Raw genomic sequence first — 19,712 nt, forward strand, 5'->3', positions numbered from 1 at the left:
GTTATATGATTAATTAGGTGGGGTACATATGATGAACAAAAAAATAGTATGGCGTATAACACTTGTTGCCAGCATAGGTATACTAATCTATTTTGGATTTAAAACAATAGAACTTAATAAAGTCATAGATAGTGTAGATGAACAGATTATAGAAGCACAGAAAGAGTTAGAAAAAGATAAAGCAGAACTTCAAGGACTAGAAGATGAACGTGACCACATGGAATCATTGGAGTATATAGAACGTGTAGCAAGAGATAAACTTGGAATGGTTAAAAAAGATGATATTGTATTTAAAGAGAAATAAAGCATAAAAAACACGTCTTGATAGGATTTAGTATACCTGTTAAAGACGTGTTTTGATGTTTAGGCGTACATGCAAAGTTTCATAGCAAGTCCACTTTGGTGTTCACTTGTACCAGGACGAGCCTTATAAGTATCTGCTTTTTCGCGTGGTAACCGCTAAAAGAGAATTTCATATTGGGAATGGTAAGATAAGAATATAAATGAACAGAGTAATAGTGATTTGAATCTTATCGTGATGAATCCTCATTTGTTCCTTATAATACAACAAAAAATTCAAATTTACATTATTATTTAAAAATAACATTAATAAAATTACAAAAGATGCTAGACAAAAGAAGGAACATGAGAATAGAATCAAAGAAAGAAGTTTTGAAGGGAAAGAGATGATAGAGATGAACAAGGTCGGTCTAGTATTAGAAGGTGGAGGTATGAGAGGGCTTTATACAGGGGGCGTATTAGATTTTTTCCTAGATAAAGGTCTGCTTTTTCAGGATATTATAGGTGTTTCAGCAGGTGCTTGTAATGCTGTGTCTTATATCTCAAGACAAAGAGGGAGAAACTTTAAAGTGAATACAGATTATGTTGGGGATAAACGTTATTTAAGCTTTGAAGGAATGATTAAGAGAGGTAGTATATTTGGAATGGATTTTCTCTTTGAAGAAATTCCTAATAAGTTAGTACCTTTTGATTATGAAACTTACTATAATTCTAATATGCATTTAACTATTGTGGTAACTAACTGTGAGACAGGGGAACCAGAATACCTAGATGGTGGTCATAAAAGTTTAGTAAATCGTTATTTGAGGGCATCAAGTTCTATTCCTATGTTTGCACCTATTGTGGAGATTGAAGGAAAGAAGTATCTAGATGGGGGAACTGCTGATTCTATACCTATTCAATTTTCGAAAGAGAGAGGAAATACGAAACAAATCGTTGTGGTAACACGCAATGAAGGATATGTGAAAAAGCCAGAACCTTTTAAATGGTTATACAGTAGACAATACAAGGGTTATCCAAAGCTTATTGAGACGATCCAAAATAGGCATCATATGTATAACAATACGTTAAAGACATTAAGTGAGTGGGAAGCTTCTGGAGAAGCTTTGGTTATTCGTCCCTCTAAGCCTATTATAATAGGAAGATTTGAAAAGGATGTAGAAAAACTTAGAGAACTTTATAATAATGGATATGAAGATGCAGCAAGGCTCTATGGACAGATAAAAAGTTTCTGTAGTGATTGCGATAATGTAGTAGTTAGCAAATAGTGTATTTATATCTTCATCACAATATTGTAGTATGGTATGATTTAGTAATGTAAAAGGAGATGATAAAGTGAGTCAACAAACTACAGATTTAGGAAAAGATAGTGTAGGTAAGTTACTTGTTAAGTTAGCACTTCCGGCCATTATTGCTCAACTTGTGAATGTTCTTTACAATATTGTAGATAGAATATATATTGGTAGACTTCCAGATGCAAAGGCAGCTATGGCGGGTATTGGAGTAGCTTTCCCAATTATTATGATTATTTCAGCGTTTAGTGCACTTATAGGTATGGGTGGAGCACCTCTTGCAGCTATTAAGATGGGAGAGAAGGATAAAGAGGGCGCACAAAAGATATTAAGTAATAGTTTTTCATTGCTTCTTATCCTTGGAACAGTACTTATGTGTGCTCTATTTATCTTCAAAGAGCCTATTTTATGGGCATTTGGAGCAAGTAATGACACGATTACTTATGCAACTCAATATTTAGGTATTTACTTATTAGGAACACTTGCTGTACAAATTGCACTTGGTATGAATCCATTTATCAATACACAAGGTTTTGCAAAAGTAGGTATGTGTACAGTCATGGTGGGGGCATTTATTAATATCGTATTGGACCCTATCTTTATTTTTGGATTTGATATGGGTGTGCGTGGGGCAGCTCTTGCAACAATTATGGCACAAGCTGTTTCTGCAATATGGGTTATTTACTTCTTCTTTGGTAAAGAGAAGAAATTTAACAACAAAGTAATAAATGAGATTCTAGGTAGTAAGACAACAATTAAAATAAAGAAAGAATACTTAAAGCCAAGTGCTTCTATAGCCTTTAAAATTACGACTTTAGGTGTATCACCATTTATTATGCAGGCGACAGAAAGTCTTGTTTTAATCAGTCTTAATAAACAATTACTTATATATGGGGATGCAATAGGGGTAGGAATTGGTGATTTAGCCATTGGTTCTATGACCATTATGAGTAGTATCATGCAAATCATTGTGTTACCACTTATGGGACTTGCACAAGGAGCGCAACCTATTATTAGTTATAACTATGGTGCTAAACAAATGGATAGAGTTAAGAAAGCTTTCAAACTCTTCTTGATGAGTAGCTTTGCTTATACAGGTATAATGTGGATTTTGCTTATGACGGTACCAGGAGTATTTGTAAGCATTTTTAATAAAAATCCAGAAGTTATGAGTATGACAAGTTGGGGGATTAGGATCTTCTTTGCTGGGATGTTTATGATGGGTATACAAAATTCATGTCAACAGACGTTTTTAGCGTTAGGTCAGGCAAAAATTTCTTTATTCTTAGCTTTATTAAGAAAGGTTATTCTATTAATTCCGCTTATCTTTATCTTACCATTACTAATGGAAAATAAATTAGCGGGTGTATTTACTGCTGAGCCAGTAGCAGATATTTTAGCATCTATTACAACATTTATTTGTTTTGGCATCTTCTATAAAAAGACTTTTAATGATAAAAAGGTTATGGATTAATCTAATTTTCTCATGTTATAACTAGAAGTGATAAAAAACTTCTAGTTATAACAAAAAAAATAAAAAAAGTACTTGCATTATGACAAGTAATAGTATATACTACAGAAGTACTTGAGGCACGGGCCTTAAAGAAATGAATATGGCGGAATAGCTCAGTTGGCTAGAGCACATGGTTCATACCCATGGTGTCGGCGGTTCGAATCCGTCTTCCGCTACTTTGGTCGCTTAGCTCAGCTGGGAGAGCACCTGCCTTACAAGCAGGGGGTCATAGGTTCGAGCCCTATAGCGACCATTTTTAATTTAAAAAAGCACCGCATTTTGCGGTGCTTTTTTATTTTGTTAAGGGGTGTAGAAGGCATAGATTTTTGAGAAAATACAGCTATACGATAGCCTTGGGTATTTTGATACCATGGGTAGATATTCCTATGATGGCAACTTTATTGGGTGTGTTCTAGCCTATTTTAAACTTTATACCAGATAAGGCTGTATAAAAGCTGTAAGAGAATCTTGATCGGTCTCGAACCAAGTATCAAAATTTATATTAAGTGATTCTAGTTGCAGAGCTAGCTTATAAAGAAATTCTGGAATAAGTGGTGAAGGTATATCTCCTAAAGGTATACCAAGTCTTACATGATCGGCATGGAAAGAACCGCCTATATACAGCGTATAACAGTCGGTGATAACATTCTCGATACGTTTTTTCTTGCCCGCAAAGCCGATGCTACCTATTTGGTGTACCCCACAGGAGTTAGGGCACCCAGAAATATATACACGGGGTAATATATCTTTTTTATACTTTTTATGATTGAAGTAGGAGATAATGTTATCTAGAAGTTCTTGGCTATTTAGTATACCCATTTGGCAAGTGGGAACACCAATACAACTTACACTTTGAGTAAGTTTAGTTTCACCACCTAGGCCGTCTGTAAGCTCAAGTAGTTTAAGGGCTGTTGCCTCATCTAAATTAATCATATAAAAACCTTCGGTCATAGTAAGCCTTAAGCGTACTTTAGGCAGATAGTCTAAGTATTGAAGGAGTTGCTTGAGGAGCTTCAATGTAAGCTGGCCACCTAGAGGTTGAAAATACATGCTATATAGATTTATCTGCTTTTGCTTAAAAATACGAGGATGTATGAGGGTAGTAGACCAATCTTCATAGACTTCGAAGCTAGGTGTAAAAGGGAGGGAAAGCTCTTTGCTTTGTTTAGCTATTTCAAGCTCATCTAAAAAACTAGCAATAAATTGAGCTTTGCCTAGTTTGTTGACGATGTATCTGACACGCGCTTTATTGTGATCCTCGTAATTTCCTTCCTTTATAAATAAATTTAGCATAGCTTCTATAGCATAGAGTACATCTGAGGGAGGAAGTGAAATAGGGATAACAAGACAGGGTTCAGGATCCTTGCCTAAGCCACCGCCTGCATAGACCTTAAAGAAGGGGTTATGATCATAGGACATAGCAATAAAGCCTAAATCCTGTATTGTAGAATGAGCATCTGCAGTTGGGGTATTAGAAAAAGCTACTTTGAATTTTCTAGGTAAATGATAAGCATAAATAGATTTTAGAAGATAAACATTAGCTGCTATAGCAAAAGGAAGAACATCAAAAGCTTCTCCAGGGGTTACACCGGTGAGTGGAGACATAGATACATTTCTAGGATAATTTCCACCACTTCCTCGAGTGTAGAGACCTTTTAAAATGCCTTGTTCTATAATGTCTAGGATAGCATCTAAGGAAAGATTGTGTAATTGAATACATTGCCTTGTTGTAAGATGGATACCGCCTAAATTATATTTAAGAGCCATATCATAGATGAACTGAAGTTCTTCTTTAGAGATAACACCTCCGGGGAGTCGAAAACGGAGAATAAAACTTTTCTGACTACGCGTAGCGTATACACCAAAAGCTCCAGAGTAACGTTTAAAGTTTAGTTTTGAAAGTTCTTTATTAAGAAAAGCTTCGCTGTGTTTTTTTAGGTCAGGGAGTTCTTCAAGTAGGATTTCGTTAAGTTTATTCATAATATCACCTGTAATGGTTAAAGTTTTTCTTAGTTTTCCACATCTAAATAAAGGTATACTTAAAAATAAAAAGAGCGCAAGAAGTCCATATGGATTTCTTGCGCTCTTTTAAATAGGAAAAGTTATTTTACTTCTACAGTGTATTTTGCTTTAAGTTCAGCTTGTTTTGCTGTGTAAACTTCGTTGTGTTTCATAGACATAACAAGTTGTTTAACTCTATCTTTTACATCTTCAAATTTAGCATCTTCACCTTCGTTTACAGATGCAACTTTAATAATGTGGTAACCAAATTGTGTTTGAATAGGTGCGCTTACTTCACCAGCTTTCATGTTAAATACTGCATTTTCAAATTCAGGAACCATTTGACCTTTGCCAAATTCACCTAAATCTCCACCACGTTCTCTAGATGGGCAGCTTGAGTATTTAGAAGCAGCTTCTTCAAAGCTAAAACCACCGTTGATTTCTTCAAGAATAGCTTCAGCTTGTTCTTTAGAATCTACTAAAATATGACTAGCACGTGCACTTGGGCCTGATTTGAAAGTATCCTTGTGATCGTTGAAATAGCTTTCAGCTTCTTCATCAGATACTGTTACAGTACCGAGTAATTTGCTAAGCGCATATTGTTTTAATAATGTATTGTACATGTTTTCAGCAGCAGCTAAAAATTCTGCATCTTTATCTAAACCATTAGCAATAGCATCTGAATAGAAAAGTTCTTGAGTGATTAATTCTTCAACAAGTTGTTTGCGACCACCTTCGCCAGCAAATCTTGCAGCATTTTGACCTAAACTTTGCACTAAGCTTACAAGATGGCTTTCTGTTACTTCACGGCCATCAACAACAGCGATAACTTTATTTTCCATAATAGTCTCCTTTTAATAAGTAATTATGCAACTATTGTACCATAAATAAAGAAAGGCATAAAGAAAATTCGACAGGTATAGGATAGAGTAAGGGAGGTGGTAATATGACAGATGAACCTAGGAAGGTCCAGGAGTTTATTATGGGATATCTGCAAAATTACTATAAAATGTTAGGAGAACAAAAGTATAAGGTATATCAGTTTAAGGATTACTTTGCGTATAGTTTGAAAGGAAATTATACCTTTATAAAGGAAGAATTTTTACTAAAGGCACAAATTGAACATTATAAACAGCAATCGGTCAACCTTACTTTTCAAAGGCCGGTTCTACATCCAGCATGGAAGTACATAGGAGGAAGTGATAGAGCGTGTGATGTAAGGGTGGGTTTAGATATGGAGTTGCAGTATAAGGGCATTCCTGCTAAGACCATATTAAAGAACCTAGAGCATCAATTTGTATTAGTAAAGGAAGGGAGGGAATGGAGAATAGAAGAAGATACTTATGAATATGAGTTTGATTTGGCAGGACCATATGAGCTGGAGCTGCGGGGAAGAAGGCAGAAAAAGAAAAAATGGGAGTTTAGCCAATCCCGTGAGATAAGAGCTATCCCTAAAGGTATTTATAATAGAGAAAAAGCTGTAGAATATGCGAGAAAATATGCATTGGTGCCGAATACAAAGGAGTGGAAAAATTATGAGGCATATGGTGGGGATTGTACAAATTTCGTGTCACAGTGTCTATTTGCAGGGGGAATACCTTTTGATCATCAGGGTAAGTATGTAACACATAAATGGTATTGGTACTCTGATCAGTATCGTACCCCTAGTTTTACAAGTGCTGATGCGCTGAAGACTTATATGCTTAATAATGAAGGCTTTGGATTGGTGGCCCAACTTGGAGATATGCAGTCTATGAAATTAGGAGATATTGTACAGCTAGGAGACCTTAAGGAAACAACGCATAGTATGCTTGTAGTGGGTATTGTAAAAGAGGATGGAGAGACGCCGTTGACAAAAGATTTACTTATTGCACAGCATTCGGGGGTAGATGGTATAAGAGGTTTTAATATTCCTCTTGCTACTAAGCCTAATCAAAGAGTTTATTATAATATTTTGGGCTATAACCCCTAAAAAAGTTAAAGGATAGGCTAAATTTGTCTAAAAGTTTTTTGATTATTTAGCTAAGTATTTACAAATATTTCAAATAGGCTCTTCTATAATGAACATTATGTAGGAGGGGAAAGAGATGAATAGAGTAGATACAAAAGATAAAAAACAAGTCGCTTTAGGAGTCAATTGGCATGAAATTTGTTTAATCCTTATAAGTTTTATGTTTGCTCGAGTAGGATTTGAGGGAAGTTTTTATACAGCTGGTATAGCATATATAGGAAGTTTATATGTAACCAAAAGTATGAGATACTTTGGACCATTGGTAGCTATACTAGGAATACTTTCAGTAGGAGATTTTAATATTCGAGTGCTAAAGTATATCTTAATGATTACTATTATAATGCTTATAAGGAAATTCATAGAAGAAAGTCAGAAGTCTTTTAATATACGTAATCAAATGGTGAGCGTCTTTGTAAGTACCTTATTAGTGAATTTAGTATGTACAGTTATTTTAGGTAGAACACTGTATGCAATCGCAATCGGTGTAGTAGAAGCTATAGTAGCAGCAGCTCTTACTTACATATTTTATTGTGGTATAGAAGTACTAAAAGAACAAAGGGATACGCCCTTGACAAATAAAGAAGGTATTAGTGTTATATTAATGTTTGCTGTATTAATAGCAGGACTTGTAGATTTTTATATACGTGTACCACTGTGCAAAGAAATTTATTTTAGAGATATTCTTACCTATATTGTGCTTATAGGTGTCATTTATCTAGGTGGCATGAATATAGGGGTGACTATAAGTATGGTCATGAGTAGTTTACTTGTCATAATTGGATACATAGAGCCTGTTTTTGTAGCTATATATGGTATGACAGCCTTAATGGGGGGGCTGTTTTTAACACTAGGAAGATGCGGTGTCATATTAGGAGGTGCCGTAGGGCAAATTTTAGGGTGTATGCTATTTAATGGAGGGCAGATAGACCTAAGTTTATTAGGAGCCTATCTTATAGCTTCATTAATTAGTATGATTTTACCTAAACATTATTTTGGGCTTGCGGGCTGGTTTGGAGAAAAGAGTAGAGAACAGAATGAACAGCTACATTTAGAACGTGTACAACGTATTATGACAAGCAGGCTTAAGCATATTGTAGGTGGCTTTGAGAAGTTAGGTGATAGTTTTCAGAAGACAGATTTGAAGAAAACTGATTTTACACAAAAAGATGTGAAACGTATTATAGAAGAAACTGGGGAGAAAATGTGTATAGATTGCTCTATGAGACGTTTTTGTTGGGAGCAGGATATAAATACAACTTATAAGCATGCTCAGGAAATGATGAATATTTTTGAAAAGAAAGGTTTTATTGCAGAGGGAGAAATCCCTGCATTGTTTAAAGCACATTGTCCTAATGCTGTGAACTTTGCCTATGTAATGAGCTTTAAGATGGATTTACTTAGGCAGGAGATGGCATGGCATAACCGGTTTATAGAAAATAGAGCACTTATAGCTCAGCAGTTAAAAGCTGTGGCTGTAACACTTAAAAATTTAGTACAAGAAGTAGAAAAAGAAATTTATTTTAATAAAGAAGAAGAAAAACTCCTTAGGGAGAGCTTACTTGCAGCAGGCATAAAACTAACGGATATTATGATTCTAGAAAACAAGGGGAAGATCCAGTCTATAGAGCTATATACTTCTTTAGAACAAAGAGACTATAAAGATTTAATGGAGCAGATAATAGAAGATACACTCGGTTATAGAGTAACACTAGATAGTTGTACCTATCAAAAAAATAATTATGAATATAAGTGGAGAACTAAAAATACTTATAGGATTACTTCAGGCTATGCAGTATCTGCTAAAGAGGAAATTAGTGGCGATGTTTATACCTTTATGGAAGTAGAGGATGACCAGTATTTATTAGCGTTAGCAGATGGTATGGGGAGTGGTAGAGTTGCCTATGAGGAAAGTGCAGCGACCATAGGTATGCTGGAAGATTTTATGGATTCAGGATTTAGGAAAGACTTAGCAGTTAAAATGATCAATTCAGCACTTATTCTAAATGAAAAAAGTGAAGTATTTTCTACTATAGATGTAACTCTTATTGACCGTAAGAGTGGTATAGCTGAATTCTTAAAGGCTGGAGCAGCTACGAGTTTTATCTTACATAAAAATGAGGTTATTCCGATTAGAATGTCTACCTTACCGATAGGTATTGTAAAAGATGTAGACTTAGAGATTAAACGTGTACAGCTTGAAGATGGAGACATAGTCATTATGATTACAGATGGTATTTTAGAAGCTTCAGGCGATGAAGTAGGAAAAGAAGAGACCTTCAAGCATTTCATACTAGAGTGTAAAGGACAGGCGCCACAGTATATGGCGGATTATTTAATGCAAAAGAGTAAGGACCTACTTGGTGTCATGCCGGGGGATGATATGACCATTGTTGTCGCACGTATTTGGCAGGAGTATTAAAGCTATTGAAGGGAAAGTGCATATTTCTTATGGATAATGGAATACTTTAAACACTTAGTAGATGAGGGATTGCTAGGCAGTCCCTTTTATATTGTTTTTTTATTTAAAATATGATGTAATACACTTAGGAAATATGGTTAAACTGTGAAAGGATACCCTATGATTGCACGTATTAAAGAAAAGGTCAAAAGGTACATAGAAGAACAAAAGCTCATTCAAAAAGGGGATACCATTATTGTAGGTGTATCTGGTGGAGCGGATTCTATGATGCTATTACATTTTTTGAATTCTCATAAGGCTTTTTATGGGATTAAACTTAAAGTTGCCCATGTACACCATGGCATTCGTAAAGAAGCAGATGATGATAGGGATTATGTTAAAGAAATGTGTAGGGAGTGGCAAATTCCTTGCTATATACATGCCTGTAACATTAAAGAACTTGCAAGGCTAAATAAAATAAGTGAAGAAGAGGCAGGAAGAATAGAAAGATATAACTTCTTTATATCTTTAACAAATCAAAATGATAAAATTGCTACAGCGCATAATACTAACGACCAAGCAGAGACAATGATTATGCGTTTTCTAAGAGGGGCAGATATTAAAGGTCTAAGAGGCATTCAGCCCAAAAGGGATAATATTATTAGACCTATCTTATGTCTGACGAGAGAAGAAATAGAAACATATTGCAAAGAGTATAAGATTAATTACCATGATGACCATACTAATTTTGAGACAATCTATACACGTAATAAGATAAGACTTGAATGTATACCTTATATTAGGCAGAATTTTAATGAGAATATTGTAAGTACTTTGTTTGAGCATAGTCAGCTTTATCAGGAAGAAGAAGCTTTCTTGGAAGACTATATACAAAAAGTCTTTGAAAAGGTGGTAACTAAAGCAGACATGCAGCTTAAAATTTCCATTAATGCGCTAGCACAAGAAAAGGTTTATATCCAAAAAAAACTTATTCATAAATGTTTAGAAAGTTTCATAGGACATAGTAAGGATATTACGCTTTTACATGTTAAAAGTGTTTTAGAGCTTGTAGAGAGGCAAAATGGTAAAAAAATCTGTTTGCCTTACGAAACAGTAGCTCATAGAGTTTATGAGGATATTGTCTTAAGTAAGGAAAATGAGGGAGTAATTTCTAATTATGAGTACACCCTTGAACTGGGCATAAATAATATAGAAGACTTGGATATGCAGTTGAACTTGCAATGTGTACCAAGGAAAACATTTGAACAATCCCAGCAAAATATGTATACTAAATATGTGGATTATGATAAAATAAGGGATAGCTTGCATTTAAGGACAAGACGAGTGGATGATTACATTGTCCTTCAAAATGGATCTAAAAAGTTAAAGAAATTATATATAGACGAAAAAATTCCACAGCATAAAAGAAGTACACATCCTATTATTGCAGATGGAAATGAAGTCGTATGGGTTTTAGATTCTAGGCTAAATATTGATTATTTTGTCACGGATCAGACTAGACATATACTAGAAATTAAAGTTATTAAATAACCAAAGCTCAGGAGGGATTATGTTGAAGTTAGAAACACTCATATCAGAACAAGATATCCAAAGAAGAATTGAAGAATTAGGGGCGCAAATATCTAAGGATTATGATGGTAAAGAAATTATCATGCTTTGCGTACTTAAAGGTGGGGTTATGTTTATGACAGACCTTGCAAAACGTGTTACAGTACCAATGAAGATGGAATTTATGGCTGTATCTAGCTACGGTGATGAGTATAAAAGCTCAGGTATCGTAAAAATCCTGAAAGATTTAGATGAACCAATTGATGGTAAACACGTGCTTATCGTAGAGGATATCATTGATTCAGGTCGTACACTTAGTTATTTAAAAAATATTTTAGAAGGAAGAAACCCAAGCAGTGTTAAAATTTGTACATTACTTGATAAACCAGATCAACGTGTAGTGGATGTAGAGGTAGATTATGTAGGATTTACTATACCAGATAGCTTTGTTATCGGTTATGGTCTTGATTATCATCAATTCTATAGAAACCTTCCTTATATTGCTGTAAATAAAGGGGAATAACACAAGTACATTATTTTAACGCCAGGAAGGAGGAGAGAATTTGAAAGGTAAAATGAAAGGGAGTATGCTCTATCTCATTATAGTTGGGATTTTATTAGTCGCAATTTTATTTGGAGCAAACCAAAACTTTGTTAGTCAAAAACAACAACTTAACTTAGGCGATTTTATTACAAACTTATCATCCGGCAATATTGCTAAAATGGACGTAGAACTTGCGTCAGATGGCAGTACAGCTTATGTAAGCTTTAAATTAAAAGACCAAGGAAATTATGTAGCATCAGAAGGAATTGTACCGATGGATCAAAGTGCATTCTTTGATTATGTACTTAAAGAGGTACCACCAGAATTAATGGCTACATGGGAATTTGATGGCTATGTTCAACAACCAAGCCTATTCTTCCCAATTTTACAAATTGTACTGATTGTAGGTATGTTTATCTTCATTATGGTATTCTTCATGCAACAAATGCAAGGCGGCGGTGGCGGTGGCGGCGGCGGCCGTGGTGTTATGTCATTTGGTAAGAGTAAAGCAAAAATGACAGTTGATGATAAAGGTTCAACAACTTTCAAGGATGTTGCTGGTCTTGATGAAGAGAAAGAAGAAGTAGCAGAACTTGTAGACTTCCTTAAAAATCCTAGAAAATACACTGAGATTGGTGCAAAAATTCCAAAAGGTATTCTCCTTGTAGGACCTCCTGGAACAGGTAAAACATTACTTGCAAAAGCTGTAGCAGGTGAAGCACAAGTACCATTCTTCAGTATTTCAGGTTCAGACTTCGTAGAAATGTTTGTTGGTGTCGGTGCATCTCGTGTACGTGACCTTTTCGAACAAGCCAAGAAAAATGCACCAGCCATCGTATTTATCGATGAGATTGATGCGGTAGGTAGAAAGCGTGGCGCAGGTCTTGGTGGCGGTCACGATGAAAGAGAACAAACACTTAATCAATTACTTGTTGAGATGGATGGTTTTGGTATTAATGAAGGGGTTATTGTAGTGGCTGCTACAAACCGTGCAGATATCCTTGACCCAGCCCTTCTTAGACCAGGTCGTTTCGATAGACAGGTAGTAGTAGGTAGACCGGACGTTAAAGGTCGTGAATCTATCCTTAAGGTACATGCAAAAGGTAAACCTCTTAATGAAGATGTAGACCTTAAAGTTATTGCTCGTACAACACCAGGTTTTACAGGTGCAGACCTTGCCAACTTAATGAATGAAGCAGCACTTCTTACAGCACGTCATAATAAACGTGCCATCGATATGGAAGAAGTTCAAAAAGCTTTCATTAAAATTACAGTAGGTACAGAGAAGAAGAGTCACCTTGTTACAGATAAAGAAAAACGTATTACTGCATTCCATGAAGTAGGGCATGCATTAATCCATGAACTTTTAGAAACACTTGACCCAGTACACAGTGTATCAATTATTCCGACAGGTTTTGCTGGTGGTTATACAATGCCTCTTCCAAAAGAAGATAAGCTTTATATGACTAAAACAAGAATGTTAGATGAGATTGTATCTTTACTTGGCGGTCGTGCTGCCGAAGAATTAGTATTTGGTGACATTACAACAGGTGCTTCTAATGATATTGAACGTGCAACTAATATTGCACGTGATATGGTTACTAAATATGGTATGAGTGAGCTTGGTCCAATCAAGTTTGGTGATGAACAAGAAGAAGTATTCCTTGGACGTGACTTCTCTCATCAACGTAACTATAGTGAAGACGTAGCAACAGCTATCGACCATCATATCCGTAGTATTGTAGAAGATGCTTATGATAGATCCAAACAACTTCTTACAGATAATATGGATACTCTAAATCGTGCATCAGAAGTATTACTTACAAAAGAAAAAATTACTGGTCATGAATTTAGAAAAATTATGCGTGGCGAAGATGTTGATATGGAAGTTCTAGATGAACAAAGTATCTTTGAGATGGCTAAGCAAATGGAACAAGCTGATCAAGAAGAAGCTGAAAGAGAACTATAAGAAAAAGGTATATTAAAAAGCTTAGGGGAACAGCCTAAGCTTTTTTTTATGCAGTAGGGTATGCTATAATGCTACTAGGTATTTAGAAGGGGTGCATAATATGAATTTACAAGAGATTAAACAAAGTCGTACTTGTTTCATGGGGAAGGAGATAGAATTCTATGAAGAAATAGATTCTACTAATATAAGGGCAAAAAACTGGAGTAAAGAAGGGGCTATAGAAGGCAGTTTAGTCATTGCTGAGAAGCAAAATGCCGGTAGAGGCAGAATGGGTAAACAGTGGGATTCTCCTAAAGGAGAGGGGATATGGATGAGCTTTATTGTGAAGCCAGTTATGAGCATAGAAAAAATACCTCAGTTGACCATTTTAGCAGGTCTAAGTATGTGCTACAGTATAAGGCAGGTAACGGGTTTGGATATATATATAAAATGGCCTAATGACCTTGTTGTAAACAATAAAAAGGTTTGTGGTATACTATGTGAGATGGTAAAGGTAAAAGATGAACTTGTAGTAGTCGTAGGGATTGGTGTAAATGTAAACAGTAAGAAATTTCCTGATGACTTATCCCATGCAACTTCATTATATTTAGAAGGGAAAAAACTTTTCAGTAGGGAAAGTATTATTAAAAGTTTTTTAAGACGATTTGAAGAGAATTACAAGATCTATATCGAAACAGGTTCTCTTATGAACTTTATAGGAGATTATAAAAACTATTGTATAAATTTAAATAAGCAGGTAAAAATAATAGAAGGCCAACAAGAGTTTATAGGCTTTGTAAGAGATATAGACCAAGAAGCAAGACTTATAGTAGAAAAAGAAGATGGAAGCCTAATAAGTATTTTATCAGGTGATGTATCTGTCAGAGGTCTATATGGCTATGTTTAACAGATGATAAAGGAGTTTTAAAGATGGAAAAAACAATTGTTATTAGTGCATCACCATATAACCATAAATATTACTTTGAACCAAGTTATAATGATATTCCAAGTGAAATCCAGGAAGAACTAATTGAAAGCATAGCGGCTATTGCTGAAAAAGTTAATGCTATTATCTCTTTAGGATTTGATGAAGTAGGACATATCTTTATTGAGCAAACTGCAGATGAAAGTGTATTTGCGGATGATATTGGTGCAGAGCTTGAAATTAAGAGATTCCAAAAAGAAAAAGATGAACTTTTAAAATCATTACAACTGTGGTACATGATTTACCGTAGTGAACAAGGTCAAATTGTAAAAGAAATTGTACTGATGCAGAGTAAAGGTTTAGAGCTTGAAGACATTTTAGATGAAATAGAAGCAAAATATGGTGAAGAAGCGAGAGTCTTTGCAGAGCAAGTATTAGACTAAGGAGGATTACTATGATTTTAGTAATGGATGTAGGCAATACCAATATTGTCCTTGGCGCAATGGAAGGGGACAAGCTTATAGCAAGTTTTAGACTTACAACGCAGACACCAAGAACATCAGATGAATATGGTGTAACCATTATAAGTATGCTGAATCAAAAGGGTATTAAGCATACAGATATTAAGGCTATTATTATTGCGTCTGTTGTACCAGATATTATGTATTCACTAACTAACTGTATTAAACGTTATTTTGGGTTAAAGCCTATGATTGTAGGACCTGGTCTTAAAACGGGCATAGCTATTCGTACAGATAATCCAAAAGAAGTAGGGGCAGGCCGTATTGTAAATTGTGTAGCTGCTTATGAACGATTAGGTGGACCATGTATGGCTATTGATTTTGGAACAGCTACTACTTATGATGTGGTTAATGAAAAGGGGGAATTCATAGCAGGTATTACTTCACCAGGTATACGCATTTGTGCAGATGCTATGTTCCAAAGGGCAGCGCAGCTTCCACATATTGAGATTAAAAAAACTAAGAGTATACTTGATGCTAAGAATACAATTACAAGTATGCAGACAGGACTTGTGTATGGGTACATAGGGCAAGTTGAATACATTGTAAAAAAAGTAAAAGAAGCTTTAGATGCACCTCATATGAAAGTTATTGCAACAGGAGGCTATGCAAAGATTATTCAAGATGGAACAGATGTCATTGATTATTATGATGGCTTATTGACTTTAAAAGGACTGAATATAATTTATCACAAAAATAGATAGGATGATACAAAGTGAAATTTAAAAATATAACAACGCCAAATGATGTGTTTCTTGCACCAATGGCGGGTATTACAGATTTACCATTTAGGTTAATCTGTAAAGAGTTCGGGGCAGGGATGGTTTATACTGAAATGGTAAGCGCAAAAGGCTTATTCTATGACAGTGAAAAATCAAGAATTTTACTCAGTGTAGAAGAGGGAGAACATCCTGTAGGTGCACAGCTCTTTGGAAGTGATCCTCAAATTATGAGTGAGATGGCTAAAGTAGTGTGCGAGAGTGATGTGGATTTTATTGATATCAATATGGGATGTCCGGCACCTAAGATTACAAAAAATGGAGAAGGTTCAGCACTTCTTAAGAATCCTGAACTGATCGGTGAAATTGTATATGCTGTATCTCATGCTATTGATAAGCCGCTTACAGTTAAAATACGTAAAGGTTTTGATGATACATGTGTGAATGCTGTAGAAGTTGCAAAAGTTATCGAGCAGGCTGGTGCAAGCTTATTAACCATTCATGGACGTACAAGAGAGCAATTCTATAGTGGTGAGGCGGACTGGGATATCATTAAAAAGGTTAAAGAAGCGGTTAATATTCCTATTGTAGGGAATGGTGATGTAAGAGAGCCTCAGGATGCAAAGAGAATGATGGATTATACAGGATGTGACGGTGTACTTATTGCACGTGCAGCGCAAGGAAATCCATGGATTTTCTCACGTACAAATCATTACTTTAAAACAGGTGAAGTACTTCCAGAACCGACATTAGAAGAACGTATTCCTGTTATTTTGAAGCATGCACAAATGCTTGTAGCACATAAAGGAGAGTTTATAGGCGTAAGAGAGATGCGTACGCACCTTACTGCTTATGTAAAAGGTATTCATGGTGCGACAGGGTTTAGAAGAAGACTAACAGCAGTAGAAACTTTAGATGATATTAAATTCTTATTAGAGGACATACAAAATGAGTTAAAAAGCTTATAAATATGGCATATACCTTTTCCTTAGTGAATAGATATGAGTAAAAGTTCATGGAGGATCAGATATGAGCCAATTTGCATGTATATCTTTTGAAGAAGATAATATAATAGTATCAAAAGAAAAGTCCCTTAGATATCCTCATCTTAAGATAAGCCTTGATATTCAAGAAATAGCTGGGATTGAAGGATATAAGGTAAATACACCTAGACCTTTTAAAAAATGCCCTACTAAGTATTGGGACAAGTTAGAAAAGGAGCTTCTTTTAAGAGATGTAACTTACGCCTATTTAAAGGGAGCGGAGAAAAGCTTTAATCCTTTTAATAGAATAGAGATTGTAACAGGAGATGAAGTGCGTCCTTTACTTTCTTCTATGATTTTGCAGTATATTTATAAGTATAAGCTTATAGAACCTAGGCCTTATGAAACAAAAGTAGGCATTATTACAGGGAGAATACATGAAACTGTAGATTTAATTGCTAATATTAAAGATGAGATAACGGACTTAACTTTATATACAAAAGAGCCTTTGGCATATAAAGAAGTTGTGCAAGAGCTTAATAGGCTCATAAAGCTAAGAGTAAGAGCAGTAGCACTCAAGGTAGAAGCACTTAATGAGATGGATATTATTTTCGATTTGAATGGAGCAGGGCAATATGCACTAGGATGTAATCCTAAAGCCATCTATATTGATTATAAAAATCAAACAAGAAGGTATATGCAACAATTTATAGGCCCACCTCCTAGAATATGGTATGAGTTTGATATAATATGTCGTAGTCAATCCTTAAGTGTACCTTTTTTACAAGCTGTACTTTATGCACAGGGTTTAACCCATGGTTTATTAAGGAAAGAAATAAACAATTTAGACCTTACTTTAGGCAAAGTTTACACAAGGCGCATAAGTTGACATCCAGCATAGAGTAGGTTATAATTTTAAAATTAATAGTTTAATGCGCTTTAGAAAGGGAGTATTTTAAAATGGCAGATAAACAAATATTACTCACATATGAGGGGATTAAAGCCTTAGAAAAAGAACTTGAAGATCTCAAAACAGTTGAACGTAATAAAGTAGCAGTTGAATTAAAAGAAGCAAGAGCCCAAGGCGACTTATCAGAAAATGCTGAGTACGATGCGGCTAAAGATAGACAAGCAGAGATTGAAACACGTATTGTTGAAATCGAAAAAATGCTTAAAAACGTTGTAGTTATTGATGCTGACGAGCAAGCTTCAGATACAGTTAAGCCAGGACATAGAGTTAAATTATATGATGAAGCATTTGAAGAAGAAGTAGAGTACCTTATTGTAGGTTCTACAGAAGCAGACCCAATAAATGGTAAAATCTCAAATGAATCACCAGTAGGTGCGGCACTCATTGGGCATCAAGTGGGTGACGAAGTTTTAGTAGAGACAGAATTCGGAACAGATAAATACAAAATTTTAGCTATTTCTAATAACTAAGGATAAAGTTAGAAGTACGGAGGAGGAAATATTTTGTCAGAAGTAGAACAAAGTTTAAATGTTAATGAATTAATTAAAGTACGTCATGATAAGCTTAAGGATTTACAAGAGAAAGGTAAAGATCCATTCCACATTACAAAATTTGATGTCAATGCACATAGCCAAGATGTTATAGATAACTTCGAAGAATTAGAAGGTAAAGATGTAACAATAGCTGGTCGTATTATGGCCAAAAGGGATATGGGTAAGGCTTCTTTCATCCATATTCAAGATCAGAAAGGTAAAATCCAGTCTTATGTAAGACGTGATGAACTGGGTGATGAAGATTACGCAGAATTCAAGAAATTTGATATAGGTGATATTGTAGGTATTACAGGTCTCGTATTTAGAACACAAAAAGGTGAAATCTCAGTACGTGCACATAAAGTAACACTTCTTTCAAAGAGTCTTCAAATCCTTCCAGAGAAATACCATGGATTAAAAGATACAGAAGTACGTTACAGACAACGTTATCTTGATCTTATTGTAAATCCAGAAGTAAAAGATGCATTCATTAAGCGTTCTATGATTATTCGTGAAATCCGTAGCTTCCTTGATCAAAGAAACTTCTTAGAAGTAGAAACACCAGTGCTTCACTCAATTGCAGGTGGAGCTGCTGCTAGACCATTCATTACACACCATAATGCATTAGATATTGATATGTACATGCGTATTGCACTTGAGTTACATCTTAAACGTCTTATTGTAGGTGGATTTGACCGTGTATACGAAATCGGCCGAGTATTCCGTAATGAGGGTATGTCAGTAAGACATAACCCAGAGTTTACACTTCTTGAATTATACCAAGCCTATGCAGATTACGAAGATATTATGAATCTTACAGAAGAGCTTATCCGTCACGTGGCAGTAGCTGTTAACGGAAGTGCTGTTTTAGAATACAATGGTGTAACAATCGACCTTGAAAAACCATTTACACGTTTATCAATGGTAGATGCAGTTAAAGAATACGCTAAAGTAGACTTTAGAGCGGTTAAAGATGTAGAGGAAGCACGTTTACTTGCTAAGGAGCATCATATTGCATTTGAAAAACATCATGGTAAAGGTGATATCTTAAACTTATTCTTCGAACATTATGTAGAAGAACACCTTATTCAGCCAACATTCATTACAGAACATCCAGTAGAAATTTCACCACTTTCAAAACGTAAACCAAATGATCCAGAATACACAGAGAGATTTGAGTTATTCATCGTTGGTCGTGAACATGCGAATGCATTCTCAGAACTCAATGACCCAATCGATCAAAGAGGTCGTTTCATGCACCAAGAAGAACTTCGTGCAGCTGGTGATGATGAAGCAACTGAAATGGATGAAGACTTCCTTACAGCACTTGAATATGGTATGCCTCCAACAGGTGGTTTAGGAATTGGTATTGACCGTTTAGTTATGCTTATTACTAATTCATACTCAATTAGAGACGTATTATTATTCCCAACAATGAAGCCAATTAATGAATAATAGATAAAAAGAGGTTGCTTACCAAAGCAA

General features: G+C 35.2%; 17 protein-coding genes and 2 tRNA genes. 17 read left to right on the top strand and 2 right to left on the bottom strand.

Annotation, left to right across the window (positions count from 1 at the left end; translation table 11 throughout):
- The first annotated feature begins 28 nt into the window (after positions 1-28).
- The 5 genes from H8718_RS03350 to H8718_RS03370 all read left to right on the top strand — a co-directional run bounded on the left by H8718_RS03350 (position 29) and on the right by H8718_RS03370 (position 3,358).
- On the top strand, positions 29-304 hold the full coding sequence (locus tag H8718_RS03350) for an FtsB family cell division protein (protein ID WP_177670293.1): 276 nt from the start codon (positions 29-31) through the stop codon (positions 302-304).
- 391 nt (positions 305-695) lie between these two features.
- Positions 696-1,568 (top strand): patatin-like phospholipase family protein, encoded by an 873-nt coding sequence (locus tag H8718_RS03355; RefSeq protein WP_249331536.1) that lies wholly within the window; start codon positions 696-698, stop codon positions 1,566-1,568.
- 67 nt (positions 1,569-1,635) lie between these two features.
- Positions 1,636-3,066, top strand: coding sequence for an MATE family efflux transporter (locus H8718_RS03360; RefSeq protein WP_177670289.1), 1,431 nt, complete (start codon positions 1,636-1,638; stop codon positions 3,064-3,066).
- A gap of 141 nt (positions 3,067-3,207) precedes the next feature.
- Positions 3,208-3,281: transfer RNA gene (locus tag H8718_RS03365), tRNA-Met, on the top strand.
- Positions 3,282-3,285: 4 nt separating this feature from the next.
- Positions 3,286-3,358, top strand: a tRNA-Val gene (locus tag H8718_RS03370).
- Positions 3,359-3,534: 176 nt separating this feature from the next.
- Here H8718_RS03370 and H8718_RS03375 read toward each other — a convergent pair.
- Both H8718_RS03375 and H8718_RS03380 read right to left on the bottom strand, forming a co-directional pair.
- Complete coding sequence (locus H8718_RS03375; protein WP_249331538.1) at positions 3,535-5,085, bottom strand: nitrite/sulfite reductase; 1,551 nt, start codon at positions 5,083-5,085, stop codon at positions 3,535-3,537.
- Positions 5,086-5,207: 122 nt separating this feature from the next.
- Positions 5,208-5,948 carry a peptidylprolyl isomerase gene (locus tag H8718_RS03380; RefSeq protein WP_249331539.1) on the bottom strand — a complete coding sequence of 247 codons (741 nt, stop codon included), beginning with the start codon at positions 5,946-5,948 and terminating at the stop codon, positions 5,208-5,210.
- 104 nt (positions 5,949-6,052) lie between these two features.
- On the opposite strand from H8718_RS03380, the gene H8718_RS03385 reads away from it, so the two are divergent.
- The 12 genes from H8718_RS03385 to lysS all read left to right on the top strand — a co-directional run bounded on the left by H8718_RS03385 (position 6,053) and on the right by lysS (position 19,682).
- Entirely contained in the window at positions 6,053-7,078 is a 1,026-nt protein-coding gene (locus H8718_RS03385) for an amidase domain-containing protein (RefSeq protein WP_249331540.1), read from the top strand.
- 115 nt (positions 7,079-7,193) lie between these two features.
- Entirely contained in the window at positions 7,194-9,536 is a 2,343-nt protein-coding gene (locus tag H8718_RS03390; protein WP_249331542.1) for a SpoIIE family protein phosphatase, read from the top strand.
- A gap of 159 nt (positions 9,537-9,695) precedes the next feature.
- The gene (gene tilS / locus H8718_RS03395) at positions 9,696-11,066 is read left to right on the top strand and encodes a tRNA lysidine(34) synthetase TilS (RefSeq protein WP_249331544.1); all 1,371 of its coding nucleotides are present in this window, start codon (positions 9,696-9,698) and stop codon (positions 11,064-11,066) included.
- 19 nt (positions 11,067-11,085) lie between these two features.
- Positions 11,086-11,607: a hypoxanthine phosphoribosyltransferase gene (hpt, locus tag H8718_RS03400; protein WP_177670276.1), complete on the top strand. Its 522-nt coding sequence runs from the start codon at positions 11,086-11,088 to the stop codon at positions 11,605-11,607.
- Positions 11,608-11,659: 52 nt separating this feature from the next.
- Positions 11,660-13,597 (top strand): ATP-dependent zinc metalloprotease FtsH, encoded by a 1,938-nt coding sequence (gene ftsH / locus H8718_RS03405; RefSeq protein WP_249331688.1) that lies wholly within the window; start codon positions 11,660-11,662, stop codon positions 13,595-13,597.
- A gap of 100 nt (positions 13,598-13,697) precedes the next feature.
- Positions 13,698-14,483 (top strand): biotin--[acetyl-CoA-carboxylase] ligase, encoded by a 786-nt coding sequence (locus H8718_RS03410; protein ID WP_249331545.1) that lies wholly within the window; start codon positions 13,698-13,700, stop codon positions 14,481-14,483.
- A gap of 23 nt (positions 14,484-14,506) precedes the next feature.
- A complete protein-coding gene (locus H8718_RS03415) occupies positions 14,507-14,944 on the top strand; it encodes a DUF6145 family protein (protein ID WP_177670272.1) in 438 nt (145 codons plus the stop codon).
- Between the two features lie 11 nt (positions 14,945-14,955).
- Entirely contained in the window at positions 14,956-15,726 is a 771-nt protein-coding gene (locus H8718_RS03420; protein WP_177670271.1) for a type III pantothenate kinase, read from the top strand.
- Between the two features lie 11 nt (positions 15,727-15,737).
- Positions 15,738-16,709: a tRNA dihydrouridine synthase DusB gene (gene dusB / locus H8718_RS03425; RefSeq protein WP_249331547.1), complete on the top strand. Its 972-nt coding sequence runs from the start codon at positions 15,738-15,740 to the stop codon at positions 16,707-16,709.
- A 61-nt stretch (positions 16,710-16,770) separates the two neighbouring features.
- Entirely contained in the window at positions 16,771-17,613 is an 843-nt protein-coding gene (locus H8718_RS03430; protein ID WP_249331549.1) for a hypothetical protein, read from the top strand.
- Positions 17,614-17,684: 71 nt separating this feature from the next.
- Positions 17,685-18,164 carry a transcription elongation factor GreA gene (gene greA / locus H8718_RS03435; protein WP_177670265.1) on the top strand — a complete coding sequence of 160 codons (480 nt, stop codon included), beginning with the start codon at positions 17,685-17,687 and terminating at the stop codon, positions 18,162-18,164.
- A 33-nt stretch (positions 18,165-18,197) separates the two neighbouring features.
- The gene (gene lysS, locus H8718_RS03440; protein ID WP_249331550.1) at positions 18,198-19,682 is read left to right on the top strand and encodes a lysine--tRNA ligase; all 1,485 of its coding nucleotides are present in this window, start codon (positions 18,198-18,200) and stop codon (positions 19,680-19,682) included.
- The last annotated feature ends 30 nt before the right edge of the window (positions 19,683-19,712 follow it).

This window comes from Zhenhengia yiwuensis (assembly GCF_014384995.1).
GTDB classification, from domain to species: Bacteria; Bacillota; Clostridia; order Lachnospirales; family Cellulosilyticaceae; genus Zhenhengia; species Zhenhengia yiwuensis.